The following is a 24,161-nucleotide window of genomic DNA, read 5'->3' as shown; positions in this document are numbered from 1 at the left end:
AATCTTTTTCATCAGTGGATAAATGATTCTATGAGGAAGAGATTGAAAAAGCAATGATAGTTAAATAAAGCATGGAACCTTTGATCCGCTTTTGGATTGAAGGTTCTTTTTTTGATTTCTCAGTTAGAGAGGACAGGATGAGTCTTACATTAGTAAGGGAAAGGTTTTTGGGAGGTAGGTTACAAAATTTTCTGCACAATACATTAATGTTAGTATTAACTTTTTGCAAATTTTAAGATTCATTTGGACCAGTATTTTAATTAGCTTTGTAAGAATGGTTTCAATCTTATTCGTCTTAATTTTCAATAGCAATTCATGATAGTAGTATATTCTATTTATGAAAAGTTAATGACTGTAGTTCAAATTTTTTCCATTATGATGTTATAATACTACTATTCAAATAATTGAAATTAGGAGAATAAATGTTGACACCTAAAAAAACTCAAGATGTATTTGGTCTTTCAAATACAATTCTTAATGATTCTTATATAGATAGAGGAAACTTAGACATTGAAGTTCAAAGATACTTAGGTAGGCCTACGCATATTGCGTTACGAGGCGAATCGAAATGTGGGAAATCATGGTTTAGACAAAAGAATATTCCGAATTCTATAGTAATACAATGTAGATATGGAAAGTCAATTATTGATATTTATACAGATGCTCTAGCTCAATTGGGAATAAAATTAACAATCGAGCAGTCTAAAGGATCTAATTTAAGAGGACAAATTGAGGCACAAACCAGTTTTGGTGCTGGAATATTATCTAAATTAGGCTTAAAAGCTTCATTTGGGTCAGATAAAAGCGATTCAATAAAAGAAAAACCTGTTGGTCAAGATATTAATGATTTAAAATTTATAGCCGAGATAATTATCTTCTCAGAACGAAGATTGGTAATAGAAGACTTTCATTACTTATCAACAGAAGAAAGAAAGAAATTTTCCTATGATCTAAAGGCGCTATGGGATTATGGTTGTTTTGTAATTATTATCGGAGTTTGGTCCCAGAATAATTTATTAACGTATTTGAATCCTGACCTAACGGGTAGAATTGTAGAACTCTCTATTTATTGGTCTACTGAAGATTTAAAAGCAGTAATTGTAAAAGGAAGTAAAGCATTAAATATTAAATTTACAAATAAGATAGAAACTAATATTATAGACAATTGTTTCGGTAACGTAGGTATATTACAGAAGTTACTATTGTTAACATTGGACAAAGCTAGGGTTTTTGAAGGATATACTGAATGTATTGAGATACAAGATTATGATTTTTTTATGTCTGCTGCTAGTAAATATGCGGACGATCTTAATGCAACATACCAACAATTTGCTAGAAGAGTATCAGCTGGAATCAGAAAAAGGAAAGATTCTACGGGCATATATGCTCATGCTATGGCAATAATTGTGGATGCTTATGACGAAAAATTGATTAATGGATTAGATTTGAATGAAATCTATCAAATTGCACATAACAGAGAACCCAGAATTCAAAAAAATAATCTCAGAGTAGTTTTAAATAAACTTGAGGAGCTTCAAGTAGATGAAGATGGAAGAGGGCTCGTAATTGCATTTAACGATTCAAATGATGAAATAACTGCAGTTGATAGACAGCTTCTTTTTTACCGTAGACATTTATCAGTGAAATGGCCATGGGAAGCATTACTTTCTGAGATGGATGATAGGTTAAATGGAGATAAAATATTTTCAAGTAAAAAAAATCCTGATAACAAAAAGAAGAATGAAACTGAGCAAATGAATATCTTTGACTTTATTTAATTTTTGTTATTTCAAATAATCCAATCAATCAACCTTTCATATGCTTCTTGAGCAGTCTATCATCTGGTAATCCGTACAATAATTAACGGTAAATATGATCAGCTAGGATTTTGTATTAGTATATTAAAGGCTCCGTCACAACATCCTGACGGAGCCTTTATTCTTTTTCAAGTATTCAATCTCGCTACTCTACTACCGCTTCCAACGTCACTTCCACCTTCACAGTCCGCGTAACCGACTCATCTTCCTTAGAAGTAATCGTCACATACAGCGTAACTGTCTCTTCACCTTCGGCAGGAAGCTCCTTCAAAATCCCCTCATCGTCGATAAACGCCTCATCAGTGCTCTTTGTCACCTGATAAGTCACTTCATCGCTCTCTTCCGGCAGGGAAAGCACTGGTTGATCCAGTTCTGTGGTGTTCGCAACCTCAAACTCGAATTGCTCCTCGGCTTCTTCAACTACCTTGGACAAGACTGCGTTTTTATTAGACACCTTAATCATGAAGGATTTCCAAGCTTCGTACTCTTTTACAATCTGCTCACCCTTCGGCTTGCTTTGGTCAACGCTTCGACCGACGAGCTTCAGCTTGTATTTGCCTGGATCGAGTTTCTTCGCTACTTGGCTACCATCGTAGTAAGTACCATCGAGATTAGAGAAGGTGATAGGGCCTGGTGCAATCAGCGCGTAATTGTTGAACACGGATGCGAGCGTACCGACGTATTTATCGTCCATGTTCCATACTTCAACAGAGATCTGGTTCACGTCTTTGGCTTGCAGCTCGGCTTCGAGTGTGAACGAATCCTCATTGCCATCGCCATCAGGCGTGATTGTCGTATCGGACAGCTTCAGGTTGTCGAAACCGAAGTTGGTATCCTCACGCTTGTCTCCCACGTGTACAGCAAACGGCAGGCGCAGGTCAGGGTTGCCTTTCGCTGTCAGCAGGACTTCCCCTTCATACACGCCGTCTTTTGCATCGGAGTCAACGGACAGGTTGAGCTCAAATGTGGTCGCATCGCCTTTTTTAGCGGCGATGGAATCATCGGAGATTTCCACATCGATATCATCGACATCTGGCGTTTTGGAGCCTGGTTTGTACGGATCTGTCGTGACGGACGGATGCATGATCACTTTTGCTTCGTAAGAAACTTCTTTCTTGGACAGGTTTTTCAGCTGGAGCGTTTTCGTGACGGTATTGCTGCCAGCCTTCAGCAAGCCAAAGGAAACGTTATCCGCATAATACGGAATGGTCTTCGGTTCAAAATCTTCGCCCAAAATGGTGAGCTGCTCTACTGTTGTCAGAACAGCAGGTGTTTTCGACGCGGCATGGCCGTTTACGCGGCCAGCACCTTGGGAGTAGACATCGTACAGTAAGCCGTCTGGGCTATACAACGGTTTTGAAGTGTTCGCGAGCGCTGCCTTGATATCGGCAGGTGTCCAGTCCGGATGTGCCTGTTTCAACAGCAGGGCAAGACCGGAAACGTGTGGAGCTGCCATGCTTGTACCGTTTAGACGGGCGTATGCCTTGTCGTACTTGGCGTCAGGGATGAGCTTGCTCCAAGATGGATAGCTGGACAGAACGGCTACACCTGGCGCAGCCAGATTCGGCTTGATGCTGTAATCGTCGCCCATGATTGGACCACGTGAGCTAAATCCGGCGATGCGGTCGCCCGGATCATTTGTGCTTGGGTAGTTTCCTGAGAACGTGAACGTCAGTGTTTTCGCTTTTGCAGGGTCAGCCAACAGCTCTTTTGCCAGTGTTCGGCCTTCCAGACCCTTCATGTCAAAGGTAGGGATCGCTTCGATCTGGTCACCCAGGATCGTGTTGACATATCCTTCGCGATCACGGATATCCAGGTCAGCTTGGCCATCCCCGTCGACGTCGTTACCGTTAAAGACCACGATAGCGACAGCACCAGCTTTTCGGGCGTTATCGATTTTTTCCGTGAAACCGAGAGAACCACGGGAAACGAGAGCGACTTTGCCTTTTACATTTGCCTTTTCAAAATCGCTGCGAGAGCCAAGGTTGGCATAGACGACTGGCAGCGCTTTGGTTCCGATAATGGAGGAGAAGTTATCCTTTCTGACCTGCCATGCCATCACAGGGAATTCGTAATTGGCTCCGAAGGACGAGGTTGCTGAGCCGTCATATTGCACGGTAGGGGAGTCTACCGCTGCAACTGTGATCGGTAGCCTCGCTCCAGAAGGTGATCCCGCCGTGTAGAAATGTCTGCCGCGTTCATCGTCGGCTGAATTCCCACCCGATACGACAGTGATCACACCAGACAGCACCGCGTTATTCACAGCGATGGCATCTGGGGAGTCAGAGTCCTTCTCCATAGCGGAGCCAAGCGACAGGTTAATGACATCCATGCCGTCTTTCACCGCTTTTTCGATACCGTCGATGACCTGAGCGGAGCTACCGCCGCCTCGGCCCAATACGCGGTAGACGTAGAGGTCTGCACCGTAGGCAACCCCTTTTACCTGTACATCTGAGGTCCTGTTTTTGGCGCGTCCTACGATGGTTCCGGAGACGTGGGTTCCATGGCTGGAGCCTTCATATCCTTTTCCATCGCGGTCCTCTTCCACAGGGATTGGCGCTTGTTCATAAGGGTCTTTGTCATTGTCGAAGGAGTCATATCCGCCTTTATAAGCATCCTTGAGATCAGGGTGCTTGTAATCGACACCCGTATCGATGACGCCGACCTTCAATCCTTTCCCTGTCAGACCTTCCTTCCACATATCGAGAACGCCGATTTGTTGGAGCGGGGCCTGATCCCATTTAGTGGACGATGCTTTCTCGCTGACGGCATCAATTTCGGGAAGCTCATAATACGTATTTTGATAAATGCGTTTCACCTGTGGCAATCCAGCCAGCTCTTCTAATTCGTCGGCTGACACTGTTACTTCCATACCGTTGAATACATGCTCAAACTTGCGCTTTACCTTCAGTTTGACCTTGTTGTCTTTTGCCTCATCGAGGAAAGATTCTTGCTCCTCCTCTACTTTTGCTCGCAACGATCTAACGGAAGATTCTGAACCTTCCTCGTGTTTAGCTGTGATCGAAGGCTCGCTGTTCAGCTCAATAATGACACTGACGTTTTTACTGGAACTGGTGTTCAGCAGGGGGGATATTTTCGAGATTTCGGAGCCAAGCTCTACTTCCGCGTTGGTATATTCGTTTACTTTCTCCCAATCCTGTTCGCTAAACTCCGCCGCTGCCAGTGCATTGTAAGGAAGGCCACTCAGCATGAGTGATGCTGCAAGCGTAAGAGAAGCGAGAGTACGCATCTTCTTCATCGGTCCACTCTCCTTAAAAAATTATGTATAAGACGATTTGCATAAGTATTTCTCTTCCCGTAAGACTACTCCTTTTATTGGGAAAAAACTTTTTATCGAGCAAATTCGTCAAAATTAGACAAAATTGCATGTATTTTCAAACGAATCAAGAGGGATAATGTAATAATTTGTTGTTTTTTGCCAATTAATTTTTTATATTTTTCATAAGGCATAGGACAGGAGAGGGTAATCGATGATCAAGTTGAAAGATATCGGGAGGTTCGAAGAGCTGCCGGAAATCGCGATGCATATTTATCAAGGAAATGTCACGGCTTTGCAAGATGCGATTGCGGCAGGCTGGGATATAGAAAAGGGCATCGTGCTTAGCGAATATACGACGATAAGTCCGTTGGATCTGGCACTTGTATCGGAGAAACTAGAAGTTGTTAAGCTGCTGGTAGAGCATGGCGTTAATCTGAATGTCAAAAATAAACCGGCTTTTTTGAAGGCCGTACGTTATGGCAAGGAAGAGATCGTTCGCTATGTTGTAGCGCAAGGCGCCAAGCTGGACATGCTCAATCAGGTGCGCTCAGGCGCTTATTCGGAGGCTTACTACGGCAACAAAAAGAACATCCCGCTCATTCAAGAGCTGGGACTGGATATAAGACTGCATGGCGGCGATGTATTGCGTGAAGCCGTGTCGGATCATGACCTTACGACCACGGCCTACTTGCTCGATCATGGGGTGGACATCAATTACAACAAACCGAATATGGTGTATCCGTATCAAGCGACCCCATTAACAGTTGCCACGCGCTTGGGGAATGTCGCCATGGTCAAGTATTTGGTTGAACGCGGTGCGGACGTTATGATAGCGGAAAAGGGTGGCGAGCGGCCTTATACCATCGCGGTCAGCAATAAAGATACGGTGTTGGCTGCGTATTTGAAATCGCTGGAGCCTGCCGAGCTACATGATGTGGAGAACAGAAAGTACGAGCTGCAAAAATATAAACTGACCGAAGAACTGATTGGCTTCCTTACCGGAGAAGAGCTGCGTCTTGAGCTGGCGGAAAATGAGTATGACATCGCGTATATCGACTTTTTCACATTGACCGATACGATTGAGATGAAAATCGGTCGGCAAAAGCTGCTGCGTTTGTCTGCCGAAATCGACAACTACTCCCATCTGCATCTTGTGTGGAATCCGAAGAAAAAGGGTGTCATCGGCTGCTATGATGAGGAGCATCAGGAGTATGCGGATTTGTGCAGCTTTACAGAATTTATCGCGCAGGCTGATGTGTACCTGATCAAGTTTATGGAAGGCGAATTAGATTCGATGTAAAAGGGAAAGATCACACGGGCCCTCGATAATTCGGGGGCTTGACAGTAAAATTTATCCAATGATAAGATCGTGATCAAGAAACGAAAGGAGGAGGATTCAAACATGTTCGCATACGTAACCAAGCAAAGATCCAACTCCATAGGTATGCCTTTTACGCAATCGCGTTGTTTAAGGGTGAGCCAATTCCGTTTCTCATAGATTGCGGATAACGCCCATGTGATAACACAATAGCTTTAAGCGTAAAGGCTGCGATTCCATGCCGCATTTTTTCATCCAGGAATGAAGAAATGAGCAGGAAAGCGGCTTTTTCTATTGGAAAATATAGAACGTACGTTCCTGAAAAATAAATAAAGGTGGTCTTCTATTGAGCAACACTCCGATTAAGTATTTCATCAATCCGGAAGTAAAAGTAGAAAACAATGCGGTAGAGGAGCTGCATCGGCTCTTAGAGGTGAATGAAACAATTGCAACGTTGCAAAAGCATTCGCCCGATTATTTTGACGATCCCGATGCTGGGGTTTTGGAAGTAGCCATTACGCCCGATTTTCATAAAGGAAGCGGCATTCCTGTAGGCACGACGCTGTTTACGCGTGGGTTTGTGCTGCCGCAAGCGATTGGCAACGATATTAACTGCGGGATGCGTCTGTATGTTACGGATTTGTGCGAGGAACAGATTCGCACACATCTGGATGCCATTGAACGGAATGTGCGCCATGTTTTTTTCGAAGGGGGCCGCAATATTCCCATGACGCGGCAGATGCGCGAGAAAATGTTCAAGGAAGGTCTGATCGGCATACTAGACAGCCACAAGGAAGCGAATGGCGAGGGAATTTGGCGTTATTACAACGAGAAGCAGCAGGAGCTCGATTTGAGCCATGTTAATAAAATGGGGTCTTTTATCGCGGAATCGACGATTGGCCTCGATGATTTTCTCGGTCCTGCCGAGCTTTCTCGGGATGCACAAATCGGCTCGCTTGGCGGTGGGAATCATTTTTTTGAGATTCAGGTGGTCAAAAAAGTGCATCAGGGCTCTATCGCCAGTCAGTGGGGGCTGAAAGAAGGGCAAGTCGTCCTCATGATTCATACCGGCTCCGTTTCCATTGGTTATCACAGCGGTGCATGGATCAAAGAGATGCTGAAAAAGATGTACTCGACTTCCTTGAAGCATCCGGATAACGGCATGTACCCCTTGCCACTCTCTGAGCGTTTCGAACCGCAGTGGAAAATGTTTTGGAGTCTCCTGCACAATGCGGCGAACTTTGCATTTGCCAATCGCTTGATGCTGGGGCTGATGATGTACAAATCGATTTCCGATGTGTTGGGCGATTTTGAACACAGGCTGTTGTACGATGCGCCTCATAATTATTTATGGGAAGAGCAGCTCGAGCAGGTGGGTGGATTTTTGCATCGAAAAGGGTCGTGTACGGCGAAATCGGCCGAGCAAATGATGGGAACGCCGTTTCAGTATACGGGCGAACCTGTGTTTATTCCCGGTTCCATGGGCTCGCACAGCTATATTTTGGCAGGGCTCGGCAATCGGGATAGCTTGTTTAGTGCAAGCCATGGCGCAGGTCGTGCACTTTCTCGCGGCGATGCTGTGAAAGTGGACGATGACCGCTTTCGCGAGTTTCTTGCCAATTTCCGTGTGATCAATCCGATTGACCCGAAGCGGGCGGACTTGCGCGGACGGAGCGATATTTTGAAGAAATGGGAAGAAGAGCTGAAAAAAGAGGCGCCTTATGCCTATAAAGATATTACTCCGGTGATTCAGTCGCATGTGGATCATGGGATGGCTGAGATTGTAGCCGAAGTGGCGCCGATTGCTACGGTGAAAGGGTAAGACAAGGAAGCCATTATTTGTAGACAGGAGCAACATGAGTAGACAGCAAGTGAGAATTCACTCGTGGTCAGGAGGAAGTTCATGTTCACGCGGCAATCCACTCCAATAAACAACCAACACCCCCATGCGAATCAACATGAGGAGATAGGTAAGACCAATGCTTCGTCAATCATGCCCTTATTGTCCAAACAGTCTAGATCCAGTCAACGATCGATTTTACAATTGCAAAGCGTATACGGCAACAAGGCTGTCCTACAACTCATGCGTGAGGGCAAGGAAAAAGGTTCGGGAGAAAAAAGGAAACATGCTAATACAAAAAACTCTGATTCCTTGAAAATCGAAGAAAAGTCAGGCCAGCCCAAAAAGAAGGTAAAGCAGAATGAACAACAGGACGAAATCGGTTTAGAGAATCAAATTTCTACAGGGAGCATCGACGATTCGAATGAGGAAGCTGCCAAAACTACGACGGGCAAGCTTCAAACGGTAGGGATGTCCGGAGCGGAGGACGAGGAGAAAATTCATTTCGACGAGTTTATTCAAGAGATTTTGCGGTTAAATGAATACGTTCATACACTCATCAATGGCGGACTGAATAAAGAGCAGTTGCAATTGCATGTGAAAAACGCATCTGAGCTGCGTACCTTTATTTTGACTACTCTCAATGGCTCTTCCAAGCTGAAGGATGCGAAAAACTACCGGAACTATCAAGGAATGTACGGTATTATCGATGATTACAATCCGATGTTGCTAAAAGCTTCTCTCGTGTTAATGCAGGCAGAAGAAAAACTGAAAGATATGGAGGAGGGCGATGTTTCACGGCCGCTTGACGAACCCGATGACAAGGAAATGAGTGAGAAGGCAAGTGCAGGGCAAAGCATCATCAAAATTTGGAAAAAGCGTCATGCCTACGCCAACATTAGAGAAGGTGCCAAATGGAAATCGGCGAAGCTCAAAGACGAGTTGGCGGCATACCGTAGAAAAACGTTGATAAAAATGAAGGCCTTGCGAGCGTATGACGATGTGGTGGAGACATATAGCAGTTTTACATGGATGGATCATAAGGTTGTCGAGCCGTATTTGGAGCAAGAGCTTGGGATTCCTAATCCCCGTTCACGCGGGTTTAACATCGACACGAAGGAGAAATGGGAGGAGTATGAGCTCTTATTGCAGGACGCTTTGAGCAAAGTAAGTGATGATCCTGACGATATAGCCGAACAGCTCGACAAATATGCCGGGGTAAAGCATTACCTCTATCCAAATGATCCGTACTTTACACACCCCAAAAAGAAAGATAAGGACAAAGCAAATCCGATCAAGCTACTTTCGGAGCGCAATATCCACAAGCTGCATGAGCAACTCATCGACAATGCACAGATGCATTTTGAAACGAATCCAGAAGAACTGGAGACGTATTTCAATAGAGGCGTGGGCTGTTTAATTGCAGACGAGAAGGAACTATTCTTGGCCGTCTACGGGTTACCGTTTACTGTTAAGCATGCCACGCCCAACTTTCATCCCATAGCAAATGACGGCAGCTTGGACTCTTTTGCCGAATACTCAAAGAAAAATCCCAATTGGAAGTCGGAATTCAGCACGCCAGGGAACGTGAAAAAGCTCGGAAATCACGGATTTGTTTTTTTCCGTGTAGACGTTGGCGACGAAAAAATTGAAACACGTTACGGCGGAACGCAAATTTCCAGTGATATGTCGCTTATTGAGTATGATGGATGGGTATCGATGTTCGACCAGCTCAAACCACTGTCCTCTAATACAATGATTAGCTACTATGACCACAAGGGTGCGCTTATTCGGCAAGCTGAGATACCGAGTAAAGGCAATACAAACCAATACAAGCAAAATTATAAGTACGGATATATTCCACAGACTGGGAAAAAACCTAAAGCAACATTCTCCAAGACGAACTTGAAGGCAAAAGGTTCAGAGCGATACGAGGATGTGGACAGAGAGACCAATTTCATGGATTACGTGTTTTACGGACCAGAGATTCGGGAAGGCATTGCGCTCTCGCTTATACATGAGCTTCGGTATTTTGAAAGAAGCGGTTACCGTGATCACCTTCTTGAAGAATTCCGTAAGAAAAAAGACGAGGAACGGGTTCACTTTCTTAAGAAACTGATCGGCAAATTATTTCGGCCGGAAGGGAAGTATCCTGTCGCATTGCGGTTTAATGAACACTCGATTTCTGACATGAGGGTGCTTAATCCGGACGGAGATAAGAGATGGAATCCCGATGGTACAGCGAATTCACCAATCATGCAGCAAATCAAAATCATCCAGCGTAAAAAGTTCCTCGATGAAGCGATGCCATTGGCCCGCAAAAATACCGCTGCTTACGCCAAGCATATTAAAAATAACAAGAATAAGCTCGAGGCAGCTGAAAAGACCAAAGTAAAGAGTGATAAAATAAAGCGTGATATCGAGATTTATCGCTCCAGAGTTTCGGATTACGAGCAAAAGTGGAAAATAAAACATGCACTTTGGAAGCAGTATGAGAGGGACTTAAAAGAAGTGAACGAACAAATGGAACAGCTCAAAAAATCTGGGTCCCCTTATGTTGCCGCAGATAAGCCATTTGTCCACGTTACGGGGGCCATGGATCAGGAGCTTAAATTGGAAGATGAGTTTTTATTCGAGAGTGAACAGGTACCGGAAGAAAAGGAAGTAGCCATGGACTTAGAAGTTCAGCCACCAGTCCGTGTGGAAGGAACTCGCAACCAATTTAAACGAGTAGCGGAAAGCTCGGCTTGCTCCGCTCATTCACTCATGGCGATTACCGCCATCTTGAAGGAAGGTCGGATGCTATCCACTGAGGAAATCGATCAAGTACTGAATAGCGGTGCAGAGTTGTACAAAGAAACAATCAGAGGCAGCGAAGGCAAACTACACAAAGGAAGCTATTTGAATCCATACGAAGCGCATCACGTACAGATCAGAGATCAGATTGAAATCGCTTTTCTCGAAAATCGGACTTTGAAGGCAACGGAATTTGCTACTTTCTTTGAAAATATCCTCTCAAACTCCGACGCTCCTAAAATTGGATACGCCATTGTCATCGGCAGTTATACGATTGCGGTTGTGAAGATTAATCAATCATATATCGTTTTCGATTCACACGGATATGGCAATATCGGCAATGCATTCAACGTCAGTTTCGCTGATCAGAAAAATCTGCTCGCATTCTTGAATAGAATGGTCACGAAACGAACCAGAGGGGATATTAGCATAAGTGCTTTTCAGTATGTTGGGGAGTGAATTATTTTTGGGAAAATAAAAAAGAGACCGTTCAAACTTAAACGGTCTCTCCTTGTACTTCACTCACGAAGGCATGTGTATTCTCTTCTGTGTCTTTGAAGAAGGTCATCCACGTTTCCGTTTGCCCCATTTTGGCTACGAGATGTGGCTCGTCGATAAACGTAACGTCCCTCTTTTTATATTCTTCAAAAGCGGTTTGAATGTCATCCACTTGAAAGTAAAGGACGGAGCTGGCATGTGCAAATTGCTCTTTTTCCGGCAGGCTCAGCATGAGGCGAAGTCCATTACATTCAAAGAACGCCATATTGCCTGTCTGAAACAAAAGAGGGAGCCCGAGCTGCTCTTTGTAAAAATGGACGGCCTTTTCTAGGTTTTTGACAGGGATGCCGATTTGCCCTACTTTTTGAATCAGGTTTGTTTTCATGATAAAATCCCCCATTTGTTCGCGTTTCCTTATCAGCATAAACGAATCCAATGATTATTTCTTATCCAAAATCACTTTTTTTCTGAATGACAGAGGAGAAATGCCGACATGCTGTTTAAACATTTTGCTAAAGGAAACGGGGTTACTGAATCCAAGCTCAAAGGCAATGTCTGTCATACTGAAGTCCAGCTTGGCTAACAGCTGCTTGGCTCGTTGTATCCGGTATTCCGAAATATGCTGGTGGGGCGTTTTTCCATACACTTGGGCGTACGCTCGCAACAAATGGTTGGGAGATAGACAAGCAATCTGTGCGATCTCATCTAGCCTGATTGGTTGATCATAAAAAGCTCGTATATAATCGTGGGCGGTACTGATTCTCCGATAGAGCTCTTCGCGCGTCGATTGCCGAAGCGCGTGTAAAGCGTCTATTTCTTTTCTTACATCGATGTGTCCGAGCAATAGGGTCCGCATAATCTGGTGAAATTGTTCTTCATAACCGATGGAGTCCCGATCAAGGAAAGTGAGACCATCTTTCAAAGTTGTTAACTGGGAAGCGAGTGTATGGCTCGTAGCATAGGTTTTTTCAAAGAAACCAATAGAAGCTTTGTCTTTATAAGGATCGCTAAGTAGCCTATCCGTCGATTCCTTGAGCGATTGGAAAATCTCCTCTGCAAAACCATGCTTGAAGAAAATACAAAACGATTCAACTTCCTCGGAATCATCAATCGAAATGGTGTAATCCCCTTCGTTCAGCAGCAAATAACGATTTTCTTCCACAGCAAAAAAGCCTCTGCTCGTCTTGTAATGTGCCCTTCCTTTCCGGAATGTCTTGATAGAGAGTTGCCCCTCCCCTTCCCAGTAAAATTGCTTGCTTTTTGCATGCAGAACATAGTTGGTTGAGGCTTTACCGGTCATTTCAAGATATCCTGCAACGTCTTATCAATATGGGCAAAGCGAAACGGGTACCCTTCACGCTCAAGCCTTTCTGGAATGACCCAGCGACTTTTCAAGACCAGCTCTGTTTCTGTTCCGATCATGATCGCTCCCATTTCCAGAATCCATTTGGGAGAAGGCAGTCCGAAGCTTCGATTCATCACGTTGCGAAAATGCTGCATGAATTCACGGTTTGTGACGGGATGTGGAGAAGAGCAATTAAATACGCCGCTTAAATCTCCCCGTTCTTTCAAAAAGAGAATAATTTGATACACATCTTCAACATGTATCCAGCTAAAACGCTGATTGCCCGATCCTTGGACACCGCCAAGACCAAAGCGAACCAGATTCTTGTAAGGCTCTATCACACCGCCGTTTTCCCCCAGCACGATTGCCATGCGTAAGGCAACTTGTCTGGTATGCGGCAAATCAAAGGAAAAGAAGGCTGCTTCCCATTGCTTGGCGACATCAACGGAAAACCCTGTTCCAATCTCCCCTGTTGCTTCCGTCATGGGACGATCCTCCGCATGCCTATAGATGGTGGCTGTGCTGGAATTGAGCCAGAGCGAAGGTGGGTTTTTGCAAGCCAAAACAGCATTGCCGAGTATGTGAGTGGTCTCTGTCCGAGATTTCAGGATTTCTTCCTTGTTCTTATCATGGTAACGACAGTTGACGGATTTGCCCGCCAGGTTGATGAGCAGCTCGGAATCTTCCAAAGCTTCCACGATTTTTGCGTGATTGTCCCATGTTATATGAGGGGAAGTTCTTGCGATGATCATTACTTCGTAGCCAAGTTGATTGAATTTGTCTGCTAGATACTTGCCGATAAAGCCAGTGCCGCCGGCCAGGATGACTTTCTTTTTCATAAGATCAACTCGCTTCCTTCGCTGTGCGAATTTCTTACAATAATTGTAACATAATGCGAAGTGGCGGCAGCATGTATCCGTCATTCTAGCGATTTTTTTGATAGACCATACAATACACAGGTACATTATCGATTTTGGTTTGTTCTCGTAACGTAAATCCGAGTTTTTGATACAAACCCACATTCTCTTCCTTTTCCGTATCCAGCGCAATTCCCTGCGATTCGTGTTCATCCTTTATGGTTTGAAACAGGTGTTGCATCAGGGCTTTACCGACTCCCCTGCCTTGAGCCTCCGGTTTTACACCAATCATAATGAGGTAGTGATGCTTCCATGGAGGAGCGGCAGAACGTGTGATGCGCATATAAGAATTAAGGAGTATCAGCGTTTTTCCAGACAGTTGAAAAACTAACGGAATCAATCTACCGATTAACAGGAGCCCCCCTTTCCTATTCGAATGCTTGCTTGTTTGCGGCTGCTCGACGACGTAAGTGCCGAGCAAGCTGTCTTCGTCAAAAATGCCCCACACTTCCTCATGAAACAGAAAGCTCTTATCAAACAGAAAGGACAGAAAAGCTGTTACACCTTTTCTTGCTGTATGATCGAGCTCTGAATCCCCAAATACGTGAAGAAAGAAAGGATCACGCGAAAATGCCCTGCTCATGAGTGATACGAATGCGGGTTTATCCGACTTTGTGAGTTTGGATATGCGGTAGGAAGTTTTCATTTTTTTGTACCTGTGTCGTCGATTACTTTCCCATAATGATTGACAGCAAAGCTAAACAACACTTTTACCATAAAGAATAAGCAGGTGATCAACAGAAACGGATGCATACCCGACAGCAATGGTATCCAGCCAAGGCCAACAGACAGGAGAATACCTGCGACAAACAACTGCGAACGATGCCCAAAAAGAGCATTCACAACAAAAGCTCCTGCAATCGTATAAGCCCATACCCCTATGGAATACGCGAGGCTTTGCTGTAAGAGAAAGGCAACCAGGATGATATGGACGTGAATGGCGATGAAGACGAGGCGATTTTTTTTACGTGCGGCATAAAAATTGCTGGTTGAGATCGTAAAATTCGCTAGACAGCCAGAAAATATATCGAATACAAGCAACAATGCCAGCGTGCTGCGCCAAATGGGCAAGCTCTCCGTGAGTTCAGGGAATCGCAAATAGAGAGCAGTGGTCAGGACTCCGCCGAACAGCAGGATAGCTGCGATCGAGCCAATGCTCTGCTTTTCACCGAAGACGTCATGCAAAAAAGCGGGAATCCGTATTTGTTTCATGATAAATTCACTCCTATCCCTCAAAGATATGTAGTAAATGTACCTATTTACTACAAAACAATTATAACTAGCGAAGTCAGTCCATTTCAATAATTTTGTAGTCAATTCATTGAATTACTCTAAAACTTGAGCTACACTACAGAAAGAGGTGGAGAAGATGAACGGATTCGAACGACGAAAACAGAACAAAATCGATCAAATATACAGCGCCGCCTTTCCGTTGTTCTCCAAGCATGGCTTTCAAAAAGTCAGCGTAAATGAAATTGCGCAGAACGCGAAGGTTTCTCCGGCGACTATTTATAACTACTTTGGGACAAAAGAACAGCTCTACGCGGACATGCTAATGAACTGGATGGACATGCAGTTGGAGCAGTATGAGAGGATTCTCGATTCGGGGAGTTCTTTTCCTGAAAAGACAAAGGACATCATGCTGTTGGAAGCCAAGAATTTGCATACCCTCACGGACGAGTTTCAGAACGCCCCCTTTTCTGAACTAAGCGGTTTGCTACAACAAATAGAAAGCGAATACGAGCAAAAAATCAGGCATTTTTTTACGAAGTTTGTCGCGCTTGGGAAGCAAGAAGGTTATATTCAGCGTGATCTGACAGAAGAAATGATGATGATGTACTTCACGATGTACAAAAATGAGCTGGGACGCCAGTGGGAAGTATCGAATCGTGAGCGAGTAACGCTGAGTATGGAGCAATGGGTGGATATGTTTTTCTTTGGTTTGGTTGGACAGAAGCAGAAGTAGGACGAGAGTAAAAAAGCTCTTCACCCGAAATGGGAAGAGCTTTATTTATTAGCTAAAATTTGAAAAGTCAGTATGCCAGTTAGATTTCGATAGCATGCAGTGTTTGGAAACAAAGGAACGTGAAAAATTCCAATCATTTTGGCGCAGGTGATCCAGCGATGTTTGCGCAGTCATAAATTGATAGCCAGCGATATATCCCGTGATAAACTCGCTCCAGCTGTGATAGGCTTGCTGCGCTTGTCTCACAGCCTCTAGCTTAAACTGCCGAGCGTCCTCTTTGCTGATATAGCCGCCTTCCCATCTCGTACCACTCAAGTAGGAGACCCAGGCATAATCATAGGCGGCGATCCCATCATCTGGGAGTCTTCGCAGATAGTAATGAACGATCTTTGCCTTGCCGACACGATCTCGATCTGGTTCCAGAGAGTTGATATATTCCACGCGTCCTGACTCTGATAACGCTGATAAGAAATGGTGAAGCCGGGCAAATTCTCTCCGCTCGCCTTCTTTTAGCATCCACGATAGTCTCTCTTTCTGACTCGCGGCGTCTCTTATTCCCCGTTTGCTATAGTTATCTTTTAGTTCGATGTAGACCGTATCTGCCCCAATCGCAATAGCTGAATTCATACTGCCGGTAAAGAAGTGAAATTGTTTTTCCTTTTTACGCTTGAATGTGAACATGTATGAAAAGTTCACTCCTTGTTAATAGACTCGAGTGATGATATACAGATTGTACAGTGAACCAAAGAAGAACCGACACAAGACCAAAAGAATCAGCCCATAGAAATAAAGCTCCAACGGAGGGCTCGGACTCGGGATCGTCAAATACTTTACCTCAATCATTTGATTCTGATTGAGTTTGTTGAAATCGAACAAAGAAGTCAGTTCCAAATCCTGTAACATTTTCTTTGTGTCCGTCAGTACCTTAGGCGGTATATCCATTACCTGGCCCATTTCAAATTCTAAGATTCCGGTTTTTTCAATCTCGTTCGTACTATGCTTCATAATGACGAGGATGGGTGTATCGCCCAAGTAGCCGATTTTTACGTAGCCTGAAGGAGTAATTTTTCCTATGTCCCCGGTTTCGTTAAGCGTCAAATAATTTTCGTATGCCGTGTAGCTATTTCCGTCTTTATCTGTTTTCGTATACTGATAGATTTTCAGAAAACGGAGATTCGTTAATTTGGCCTGAACGAATTGGTTGGGTCCAATCTGTTTTAAATCCTCTGGTGATGATAATTTGACCAGTCCATTCTGATGAAGCTCTACATTAGAAATAGGAGTGGACTTCGTATGATCTACATATGCGTTGTATAGAAGAGATTGAAAAAGCATGATGAGAGCAAGTGTCACTGTAGCTATGGCTACTTGAAAATGAATGGCTGGCCTTATTTGTTTATTCAAGTCTTTCCGTTCTCCCAGCTCCGAAGTCAATTGCTGCAAGACATGCTTTCGTTCTTTGGCTGGCAGCTTCTTGACTTGTTTCAGCATGTTTCCACGAATCTGGGTGAGCAAAATGAGCGCCTCGTAATCGTGTGGACTGGCTGCGAGCAGCTGTTCAAATGTGACTTTTGCCTGAGCTTCATTACCCAGCTTCAGCTGACACTTTCCGAGCAGGCTCAGTGCTTCTGGATGGGTTGGGAGTTGAGACAAGATGTACTCGCATTCCTTCTGAGCCTCGGTGACATGTTGTTTGTGGTACCATATGTAGGCTCGAGCCAGGTAGCTGTCGATATCGTCTGGCTGAATGCTGATGATTCGGGAATAAGCGTCGAGTGCACCATCCGTGTCACTGATTCGCTGGCAATACTCTCCCTGAAGGCGAAGCAATTCGGGGTCATCGGCAAATAAGGCAATAGCCGCGTTAAGTGAGTTGCTTGCTTGCTCCAGTTGATTTTCTTTCAAGGCTTGATAAGCTGCATCGCGGTAAGACAAAAATAGATCACGATCGAGATGGGGCGCCGCAAGCAAAGTATCAAAACGCAATCCTGGCTCGTCTAGCTGCTTCAGATAGTATTGGCAAAAATTTTTCGAGTGCTTGTCCATATAAAAAGGCTCTTGAATAAGCTCCCGCCATTGAAAGCCATCCTCTAGTATTAACCAGACGCTTTTGGGCAAATGGTGGTGCTCGTGTAGAAAGTGAAACAGGCGATCACTGACGATTCTTCTCAGATGTATATTCCACACTAAGTCAGAACGGAGCAGCTTTGTCCAATTTTCAGGATTGATTCTGGAAGGGAAATCGTCGTACAAAGCTTTTACTTGCTCCATAAAACTGTCTATCTGTTCAACCGGATCGTTGCGATCTGGTGCGGCGTCAATATGCTGAAAGGACAACCGACGTTGAACAGTGAGAATGGGAGTATCCTCTTCCGGTTGTACAGGGGGTTCTGCATCGGCTATGGATGTCACTTCTGCCTTTGGTTTTCTCTGGCGCTTCTTCGCCATTTTAATGGCCAGATCGTATGCTTCTCGCAGCTGTTGGTAGCCCTCTGGATCATCTTCCGGGTGATGCAGCTTTAGCATTTTCGCATAGGCTTTTTTTATCGTCGAAATATCTTCGGTAGGATCAATGTCCAGTATCCTCCAAATATTCACAAGTCGTCACTCACCTTTTACGTGTGATTCATCTGTTGCTTCATGATTATAATCTAATGAGGATAATTTTAACTATCATGGAAAAAATAAAAAGACGCAGACCTTCCTTGTGAGAAGAAGCTCCGCGTCTTGGAAGCTTTCATTCAGCAGGCCGTATCAACAACAGAATTGCATTGTATCGAGTATCTCTAATTTGAGATAACCGTCACTGAAAACGACGATTTTCATAGGCTTTTTGTTACGATTTGGTGGTATGCTTTTTCACTTCTGGCAAAATTTTCGTTGCGATCAGTTCAATGTTTTTCGCGATTTTATCAAAAGGTACGCCGCCAAAATCGATTTGTGCCATGAAGCGTTGTTGTCCGTACATTTCGTATTGGTAAAGCATTTTTTCGATAATGACGTCAGGGCTGCCTACCATTAATGCATCACGATAATCGACTGATTGTGCAAACTGTTGCTTCGGATAGCCACTGCCACGCAATGCGATAAAACCACCGTTCAGATGCGGATAGTACTCACGAAGAACATCCGAAGTTTTGTCGGCTGTATAAAACAAACTCGTTGTCGCTACTGGTAAGGTCGCTGGGTCAAAACCATTTTGCTTCGCCGCCTCCCGGTAAGCATCGACGGAACCTTTGAAGTTAATGGCTGGACCTCCAAGTGTGGTTAGCATCATAGGCACACCAGCTTGACCAGCTTTAATCGCACTTGCAGGTGGTCCCCCTACTGCACGCCAGATGGGCAGACGTCCTTGTATAGGCTGCGGGAGGATCGTAGCGTTTTGTAGCGGTGCACGGAACTGCCCTTCCCACGTAACCCGATCCTCGTTATTTAGCTTGATAAGAAGATCCATTTTCTCTTCAAACAATTCTTCATAGTCGCGCACATCGTAGCCGAGGAGGCTATATGCTCCTACTCGGGAACCGCGTCCGGCAACAATTTCTGCCCGACCATTGGAGATCAGATCCAAGGTGGCAAAGTCTTCGTAAACACGGACTGGATCAGATGTGCTCAATACAGTAGCGGAGCTCGCGATTTTAATGTTCTTCGTAGCTTGTGCGATCGCCCCCAGAATGACGGTATGTGCCTGCGTCGTAAAATACGTCTGGTGGCTTTCACCGACAGCGAATACATCAAGTCCTGCTTCATCTGCCAGCTTGCTTGCCTCGATTAATTCCTTGATGCGCTGTTCAGAAGAAATCTTGGAGCCTGTATGTGGATTCGGGACATGATCGCCAATCGAATATAAACCGAATTCAAGCCCCTTTTTGGTGTCGATACGATATTGTTCCATGTGGATTCACTCCTTTTAATCTATAGGTGTCAATTTCGCTTCAATTTCTGCACGGCGTTCTTCGAGGAATGGAGGTAAGTCCAAAGCTTTTCCGAGCTCCGCAACGGTTGAATCTGCTGTGAAGCCAGGACCGTCTGTTGCAATTTCGAACAAAATGCCGTTTGACTCACGGAAATACAAGCTTTTGAAGTAGAAGCGATCCACGATCCCTGTTGAGCGGAAACCGCGTTTTCGAACGGCGTCATCCCAGTATTGCAGCTCCTCATCGTTGCTCACACGAATCGCCAAGTGATGAACACTGCCTCGACCCGGTTTTTCAGGGGTTCCCTCTTCCTGCTTGATGACAATTTCTCCAAAGGATTTCCCTGAGATAGATTGATAAATGGCTTCTTGTTCTGAGCGTGATACTTCTGTGTAGCCGAATGTGTCTGTTAACAGACTGGCTAATTTGTCCAAGGAGCGGACGGTAATTTCCACTGTGCCGATTCCCAAGATGCGATGCTTTTCTTCGACCACGGATTCATCCCATGGAGCCCAATTCGGTGGAACTCCTTCGCCGTTGTTATTGATCAGGATCAGACGCAGGCCTTCCGGGTCTTCAAAATGTAAGGCATCGCGGCCAGCGTACTTGGTAATGTCGCCATGGTGAACATTCAGTTGCTCAAAACGCTTTTTCCAAAAGGTCAAGCTCTCCAATGACGGAACGAGCAGTCCGATTCGAGTGATCGCGTTCGTGCCGCGTACGGTTTTTCCTACCATCGGCATTTCAAAAAACGACAACTCTGTTCCGGCACTGCCTGTTAAATCACCGTAAAACAGGTGATACATCGACGGATCGTCTTGGTTGACGGTTTTCTTCACTCTGCGCAGTCCCAATACGTTTTGGTAAAAGTGATTATTCGACGGAGCATGTTTGGTTAACATAGATACATGGTGATGGCCTGGAATGGTGTGCATGGTAGTTCCCCCTTGTTTAACTTGATTAATCAAGTGATGGTGCAAAAAAAATTACTCAGGCGGTAATTCTTTTTTTTGGCTATTCTTATGGACGCGTGTCATTAGAGTGTAAAGCGTTTTTTGTTCTTCTTCACTTAGTACCTCATCGAAGAATGACGACTGAAACGCTAGTTGTTCAGGAAAGGCTTGTTCCAGTACGGCTTCCCCTTTTTCGGTTAGGCTGATCGTTTTTGTTTTCCAATCCTGCCTGCGTACAATGTAGCCCTCTTTTTCAAGTCTTACGAGCATCCGAGAAATACCACCCTGTGTAACGGTTACCTTCTCAGCTAACTCCGACTGGGTGAGAGGCTGGTAGACGCTTATTTGCATCAGGACATCGAATTGCGCTGTTGTTAAGTCGAAGCGTTTGAGAAACTCATTTGACAGCTGGTTGCTTTGGGTGGTAAACCGCATCAAGCGTAACCAGATTAATGAGCCTATGGTGTTATTACGCATGTTAGTTTGCCTCCCTTCGCTGAGCTTATTATCACTTTACTACTCAATTGATAAAAATGCAAGCGTTTCGGTTGTCTGAACAAAAGAGACAAAAAGAAGGCTGTTATCCATGAAAGGATGACAGCCCTGTTTTCTAGCTTGGACGAGAGTGTAGACTAAACTACCTTTTTCAGCGCATCAATCAATGTCTTCAGATGAGGCAGATTCCGGTTTTTCACCTGGTAGGCCAAGTATAGGTCATTATGAACCGTATAGGACGGGTACATGATCTTTACTTTGTTCCTGGACAAATGGTCATCAAGCATGAACGTAGGCAACAGGCTGATGCCTGCGCCGTGCTCAATAGCTTTCAGCACACTGTGCAAATCGGGTACGACGTGTGTCGGATGCGTTTGTGGACGCTTTTGGAAATGCTCGCGCCAAAAACGGCGGATGATCGGCAAATCCAAATCATAGCTGATCCACGGCTGAGCGCATAGCCACGATTCAAAAGACTCCTTGTCGTCAAACGTTGGTTCCCTGAATTCGGGAGGTGCCACCAAAGCAAATTCCTCTTGCATGTACGGAATATATTCGACGCCTGGTGCGGAAAGCTTTTGCGACATGACGATGAGGTCTACTTTTTCCTCCAGGAGGAATTCGAGTATCTTGGAAGCGACACCGAGATAGGCGATGACGCGCATTTGGAAGCTTCCGATATGCGGCGCTAGCTTCTCGCGGAAAAACTCATGCGCCGACCCGATCCGAATGACGGGCAGAGCTGTGGCCGCGTTTGTCTTGAGGGTTTGCGTGGTTTCTTCCAAAGCTTCGATGAGCGGAACCACCTGTGTATAGAGCGCTTTGCCTCTCTCGGTAGGAATCATTTTTCGAGGAGCTCGTGTAAATAATGGCTCCCCCACCTCTGCTTCCAGGGAGGCCAGATGCTGGCTCATGGCTGGTTGTGTCATCATCCTCGTTCTGGCAGCCTCCGATACAGAGCTATGCTTATAGATGCTGATAAAGCTACGGTACCATTCAAAGTCCACCATGTTGGCTATCCTCTCTTACCTTTGACGTTTCTGGTGTTGCGCTCCCCATATCGTAAACAAAATTCCGATGACCGTCACGAGTGAAGCGACCCAAGGAACGGCAGAAAGACCTCCTGCAAAGTTAAAATCGATTACAACGCCCCCAATATAGGCACCAAGCGCATTTCCCAGATTGAAGGCCGCGATGTTCAGTGTCGAGGCGAGCGTAGGTGCTTCCTTGGCTGTGTTCAGCATGTGGAGCTGCAAGCCAGGAACCGTACCAAATGCGGCAATCCCCAAAAGGAATACGGTTATCAAGGTGAGGAGCTTATGCTGATCCGTAAAGTTGAACACAGCGAGAACGAGCGCCAGTACGACAAGTATTCCGAGCAAGGAAGGAAACAGCTTGCGGTCTGCCAATTTTCCTCCGTAAATATTCCCGATCGTAATCCCTACGCCGAACAAGACGAGGATGTACGAAACAGAGCTGGGTGAGAAGCCTGTGATATCCACCAGGATTGGCGAAATGTACGTAAACGCAGTAAATACGCCACCAAATCCGAATACGGTCATCAAAAGCGCGATATGAACCGCTGGGCGTTTGAGCACGCCGAGCTCTTGCCGCAGACTGGATGTTGCGTTGGCGACCTTCGGAACGAGCATAACGATTCCGATCAACGCAATGATCCCAATAATCGTGATTGCCCAGAAGGTAGAGCGCCAGCCGTACGCTTGCCCCAGAAATGTTCCAATCGGTACACCCAAAATATTGGCCAGTGTCAGTCCGGTAAACATGATCGCGATGGCACCCGCGCGTTTTTCCTTGGGAACCAGCTCAGCGGCAATGACCGAACCCACACCGAAGAACGATCCGTGGGTAAGAGCAGCCAGGATCCGAGCCAACATCAGAACCGTATAGTTCGGTGCGAGAGCGGCTAGCGCATTTCCCGCGATAAATAGAATCATAAGAAACAGCAAAAGTGCTTTGCGCGGCATTCTGTGGGTAGCCATCGTAATGATGGGAGCGCCGATAGCGACACCCAATGCATAACCGGTAATAAGGAATCCAGCCATCGGAATGGAAACGTTCAGACTGGTGGCTACCTCAGAGAGTAGTCCCATAATGATGAACTCTGTCATCCCGATCGCAAATGCTCCGAGTGTCAGAGCGTACAAGGCGAGAGTCGATCCTTTGCGAGTGGCATGTGCCTGTTCATAGTGACGGGCCATATTTTCTGTTGCCATGGTAGTGAGTAGCCCTCCTTTCGTTTAAAGAAAATCACAAGGTGAATAGGGAGAAGGCTGATATTTTTCGTCTATCAGCCTCACGTGTATTATTCGCCTAATTTGCTTATTACTGCTTCTGTGACAGCGAGTGTAGATTGTGGATTTTGTCCGGTAATCAGGTTGCCGTCGACTTCTACATGTGTGCTCCAGTTTGGTGAGGCCACATAAATGGCACCGAGATCACGGATTTTGCTCTCCAAGAGGAAAGGCAGATAAGCCCCCAAGCCTGTCGTTGCTTCTTCTCTGTCTGTGAAAGCATTCACGCGCTTGCCTGCGACGAGCGGCTGACCATCGGACAAAGTCGCACCCACGAGCCCGGCAGGACCGTGGCAAACAGCCGCTACGATTTTTCCTGCTTCATAAAAATCTCGCAGTAATTGCTGGAGCTTTTGGTTATCTGGCAGGTCAAACATCGTGCCATGACCACCTGGGAGGAAAATAGCCTCGAAGCCGTCTGCTGTTACGTCATCCAGCTTTTTGGTGTTTTCCAAATGCTTGGCGGCGTCCAAGATTTCTTGCGCTGTTTGGTCCTCCACGCTGCCAGGGTCAATCGGACCAACTCCGCCCAATGGACTAGCAACTGTGATTTCATAGCCTTTGTTTTCGAAGGCCAGATAAGCCTCTGCAAACTCGGACAGCCAAATTCCTGTTTTTTTGCCTTCCTGCATATCAGTATGATTGGTGACTACCATCAAGATTTGTTTTGCCATCTATATTGCCTCCTGTATTTTTGGATTGGGGGT

At 45.3% G+C, this 24,161-nt stretch carries 19 protein-coding genes; 5 read left to right on the top strand and 14 right to left on the bottom strand.

The window, feature by feature from the left end:
- The first annotated feature begins 422 nt into the window (after nt 1-422).
- The gene (locus tag HP399_RS30170) at nt 423-1,778 is read left to right on the top strand and encodes a hypothetical protein (RefSeq protein ID WP_173620398.1); all 1,356 of its coding nucleotides are present in this window, start codon (nt 423-425) and stop codon (nt 1,776-1,778) included.
- A 184-nt stretch (nt 1,779-1,962) separates the two neighbouring features.
- Here HP399_RS30170 and HP399_RS30165 read toward each other — a convergent pair whose 3' ends face one another.
- Entirely contained in the window at nt 1,963-5,076 is a 3,114-nt protein-coding gene (locus HP399_RS30165) for a S8 family serine peptidase (protein ID WP_173620399.1), read from the bottom strand.
- Between the two features lie 232 nt (nt 5,077-5,308).
- Here HP399_RS30165 and HP399_RS30160 point away from each other — a divergent pair, with 232 nt between their 5' ends.
- From HP399_RS30160 to HP399_RS30150, 3 genes are all read left to right on the top strand, one after another.
- Nucleotides 5,309-6,397, top strand: a complete 1,089-nt coding sequence (locus tag HP399_RS30160) for an ankyrin repeat domain-containing protein (protein WP_173620400.1) — start codon at nt 5,309-5,311, stop codon at nt 6,395-6,397.
- A gap of 364 nt (nt 6,398-6,761) precedes the next feature.
- Nucleotides 6,762-8,237: an RtcB family protein gene (locus tag HP399_RS30155; RefSeq protein ID WP_173620401.1), complete on the top strand. Its 1,476-nt coding sequence runs from the start codon at nt 6,762-6,764 to the stop codon at nt 8,235-8,237.
- 81 nt (nt 8,238-8,318) lie between these two features.
- Nucleotides 8,319-11,510, top strand: a complete 3,192-nt coding sequence (locus HP399_RS30150; RefSeq protein WP_173620402.1) for a hypothetical protein — start codon at nt 8,319-8,321, stop codon at nt 11,508-11,510.
- Between the two features lie 37 nt (nt 11,511-11,547).
- On the opposite strand, the gene HP399_RS30145 is transcribed toward HP399_RS30150, so the two are convergent.
- The 5 genes from HP399_RS30145 to HP399_RS30125 all read right to left on the bottom strand — a co-directional run bounded on the left by HP399_RS30145 (nt 11,548) and on the right by HP399_RS30125 (nt 15,023).
- Nucleotides 11,548-11,934: a VOC family protein gene (locus tag HP399_RS30145; RefSeq protein WP_173620403.1), complete on the bottom strand. Its 387-nt coding sequence runs from the start codon at nt 11,932-11,934 to the stop codon at nt 11,548-11,550.
- 54 nt (nt 11,935-11,988) lie between these two features.
- A complete protein-coding gene (locus tag HP399_RS30140) occupies nt 11,989-12,849 on the bottom strand; it encodes a helix-turn-helix domain-containing protein (protein ID WP_173620404.1) in 861 nt (286 codons plus the stop codon).
- Nucleotides 12,846-13,733: a TIGR01777 family oxidoreductase gene (locus HP399_RS30135; protein WP_173620405.1), complete on the bottom strand. Its 888-nt coding sequence runs from the start codon at nt 13,731-13,733 to the stop codon at nt 12,846-12,848. Before HP399_RS30135 ends, HP399_RS30140 begins: the two co-directional genes overlap by 4 nt.
- 85 nt (nt 13,734-13,818) lie before the next feature.
- Complete coding sequence (locus HP399_RS30130) at nt 13,819-14,457, bottom strand: GNAT family N-acetyltransferase (protein WP_173620406.1); 639 nt, start codon at nt 14,455-14,457, stop codon at nt 13,819-13,821.
- Nucleotides 14,454-15,023, bottom strand: coding sequence for a hypothetical protein (locus tag HP399_RS30125; protein WP_173620407.1), 570 nt, complete (start codon nt 15,021-15,023; stop codon nt 14,454-14,456). Before HP399_RS30125 ends, HP399_RS30130 begins: the two co-directional genes overlap by 4 nt.
- A 157-nt stretch (nt 15,024-15,180) precedes the next feature.
- On the opposite strand from HP399_RS30125, the gene HP399_RS30120 reads away from it, so the two are divergent.
- Entirely contained in the window at nt 15,181-15,777 is a 597-nt protein-coding gene (locus HP399_RS30120; protein WP_173620408.1) for a TetR/AcrR family transcriptional regulator, read from the top strand.
- Between the two features lie 48 nt (nt 15,778-15,825).
- Here HP399_RS30120 and HP399_RS30115 read toward each other — a convergent pair whose 3' ends face one another.
- The 8 genes from HP399_RS30115 to HP399_RS30080 all read right to left on the bottom strand — a co-directional run bounded on the left by HP399_RS30115 (nt 15,826) and on the right by HP399_RS30080 (nt 24,128).
- On the bottom strand, nt 15,826-16,458 hold the full coding sequence (locus HP399_RS30115; protein ID WP_173620409.1) for a DUF1266 domain-containing protein: 633 nt from the start codon (nt 16,456-16,458) through the stop codon (nt 15,826-15,828).
- A gap of 21 nt (nt 16,459-16,479) precedes the next feature.
- Complete coding sequence (locus HP399_RS30110) at nt 16,480-18,375, bottom strand: tetratricopeptide repeat protein (RefSeq protein WP_173620410.1); 1,896 nt, start codon at nt 18,373-18,375, stop codon at nt 16,480-16,482.
- Nucleotides 18,376-18,613: 238 nt separating this feature from the next.
- Nucleotides 18,614-19,672 (bottom strand): LLM class flavin-dependent oxidoreductase, encoded by a 1,059-nt coding sequence (locus HP399_RS30105; protein WP_173620411.1) that lies wholly within the window; start codon nt 19,670-19,672, stop codon nt 18,614-18,616.
- A 15-nt stretch (nt 19,673-19,687) separates the two neighbouring features.
- Nucleotides 19,688-20,629 (bottom strand): ring-cleaving dioxygenase, encoded by a 942-nt coding sequence (locus tag HP399_RS30100; RefSeq protein ID WP_173620412.1) that lies wholly within the window; start codon nt 20,627-20,629, stop codon nt 19,688-19,690.
- Nucleotides 20,630-20,680: 51 nt separating this feature from the next.
- Nucleotides 20,681-21,124, bottom strand: coding sequence for a MarR family winged helix-turn-helix transcriptional regulator (locus HP399_RS30095; protein WP_173620413.1), 444 nt, complete (start codon nt 21,122-21,124; stop codon nt 20,681-20,683).
- Nucleotides 21,125-21,279: 155 nt separating this feature from the next.
- Nucleotides 21,280-22,152 carry a LysR family transcriptional regulator gene (locus tag HP399_RS30090; protein ID WP_173620414.1) on the bottom strand — a complete coding sequence of 291 codons (873 nt, stop codon included), beginning with the start codon at nt 22,150-22,152 and terminating at the stop codon, nt 21,280-21,282.
- A gap of 15 nt (nt 22,153-22,167) precedes the next feature.
- On the bottom strand, nt 22,168-23,376 hold the full coding sequence (locus HP399_RS30085) for an MFS transporter (protein ID WP_173620415.1): 1,209 nt from the start codon (nt 23,374-23,376) through the stop codon (nt 22,168-22,170).
- Nucleotides 23,377-23,465: 89 nt separating this feature from the next.
- The gene (locus tag HP399_RS30080; RefSeq protein WP_173620416.1) at nt 23,466-24,128 is read right to left on the bottom strand and encodes a type 1 glutamine amidotransferase domain-containing protein; all 663 of its coding nucleotides are present in this window, start codon (nt 24,126-24,128) and stop codon (nt 23,466-23,468) included.
- Nucleotides 24,129-24,161 lie beyond the last annotated feature (33 nt).

It is taken from the genome of Brevibacillus sp. DP1.3A (assembly GCF_013284245.2).
In the GTDB taxonomy this organism is placed as follows: domain Bacteria; phylum Bacillota; class Bacilli; order Brevibacillales; family Brevibacillaceae; genus Brevibacillus.
This window is presented reverse-complemented; position numbering and strand designations above follow the sequence as displayed.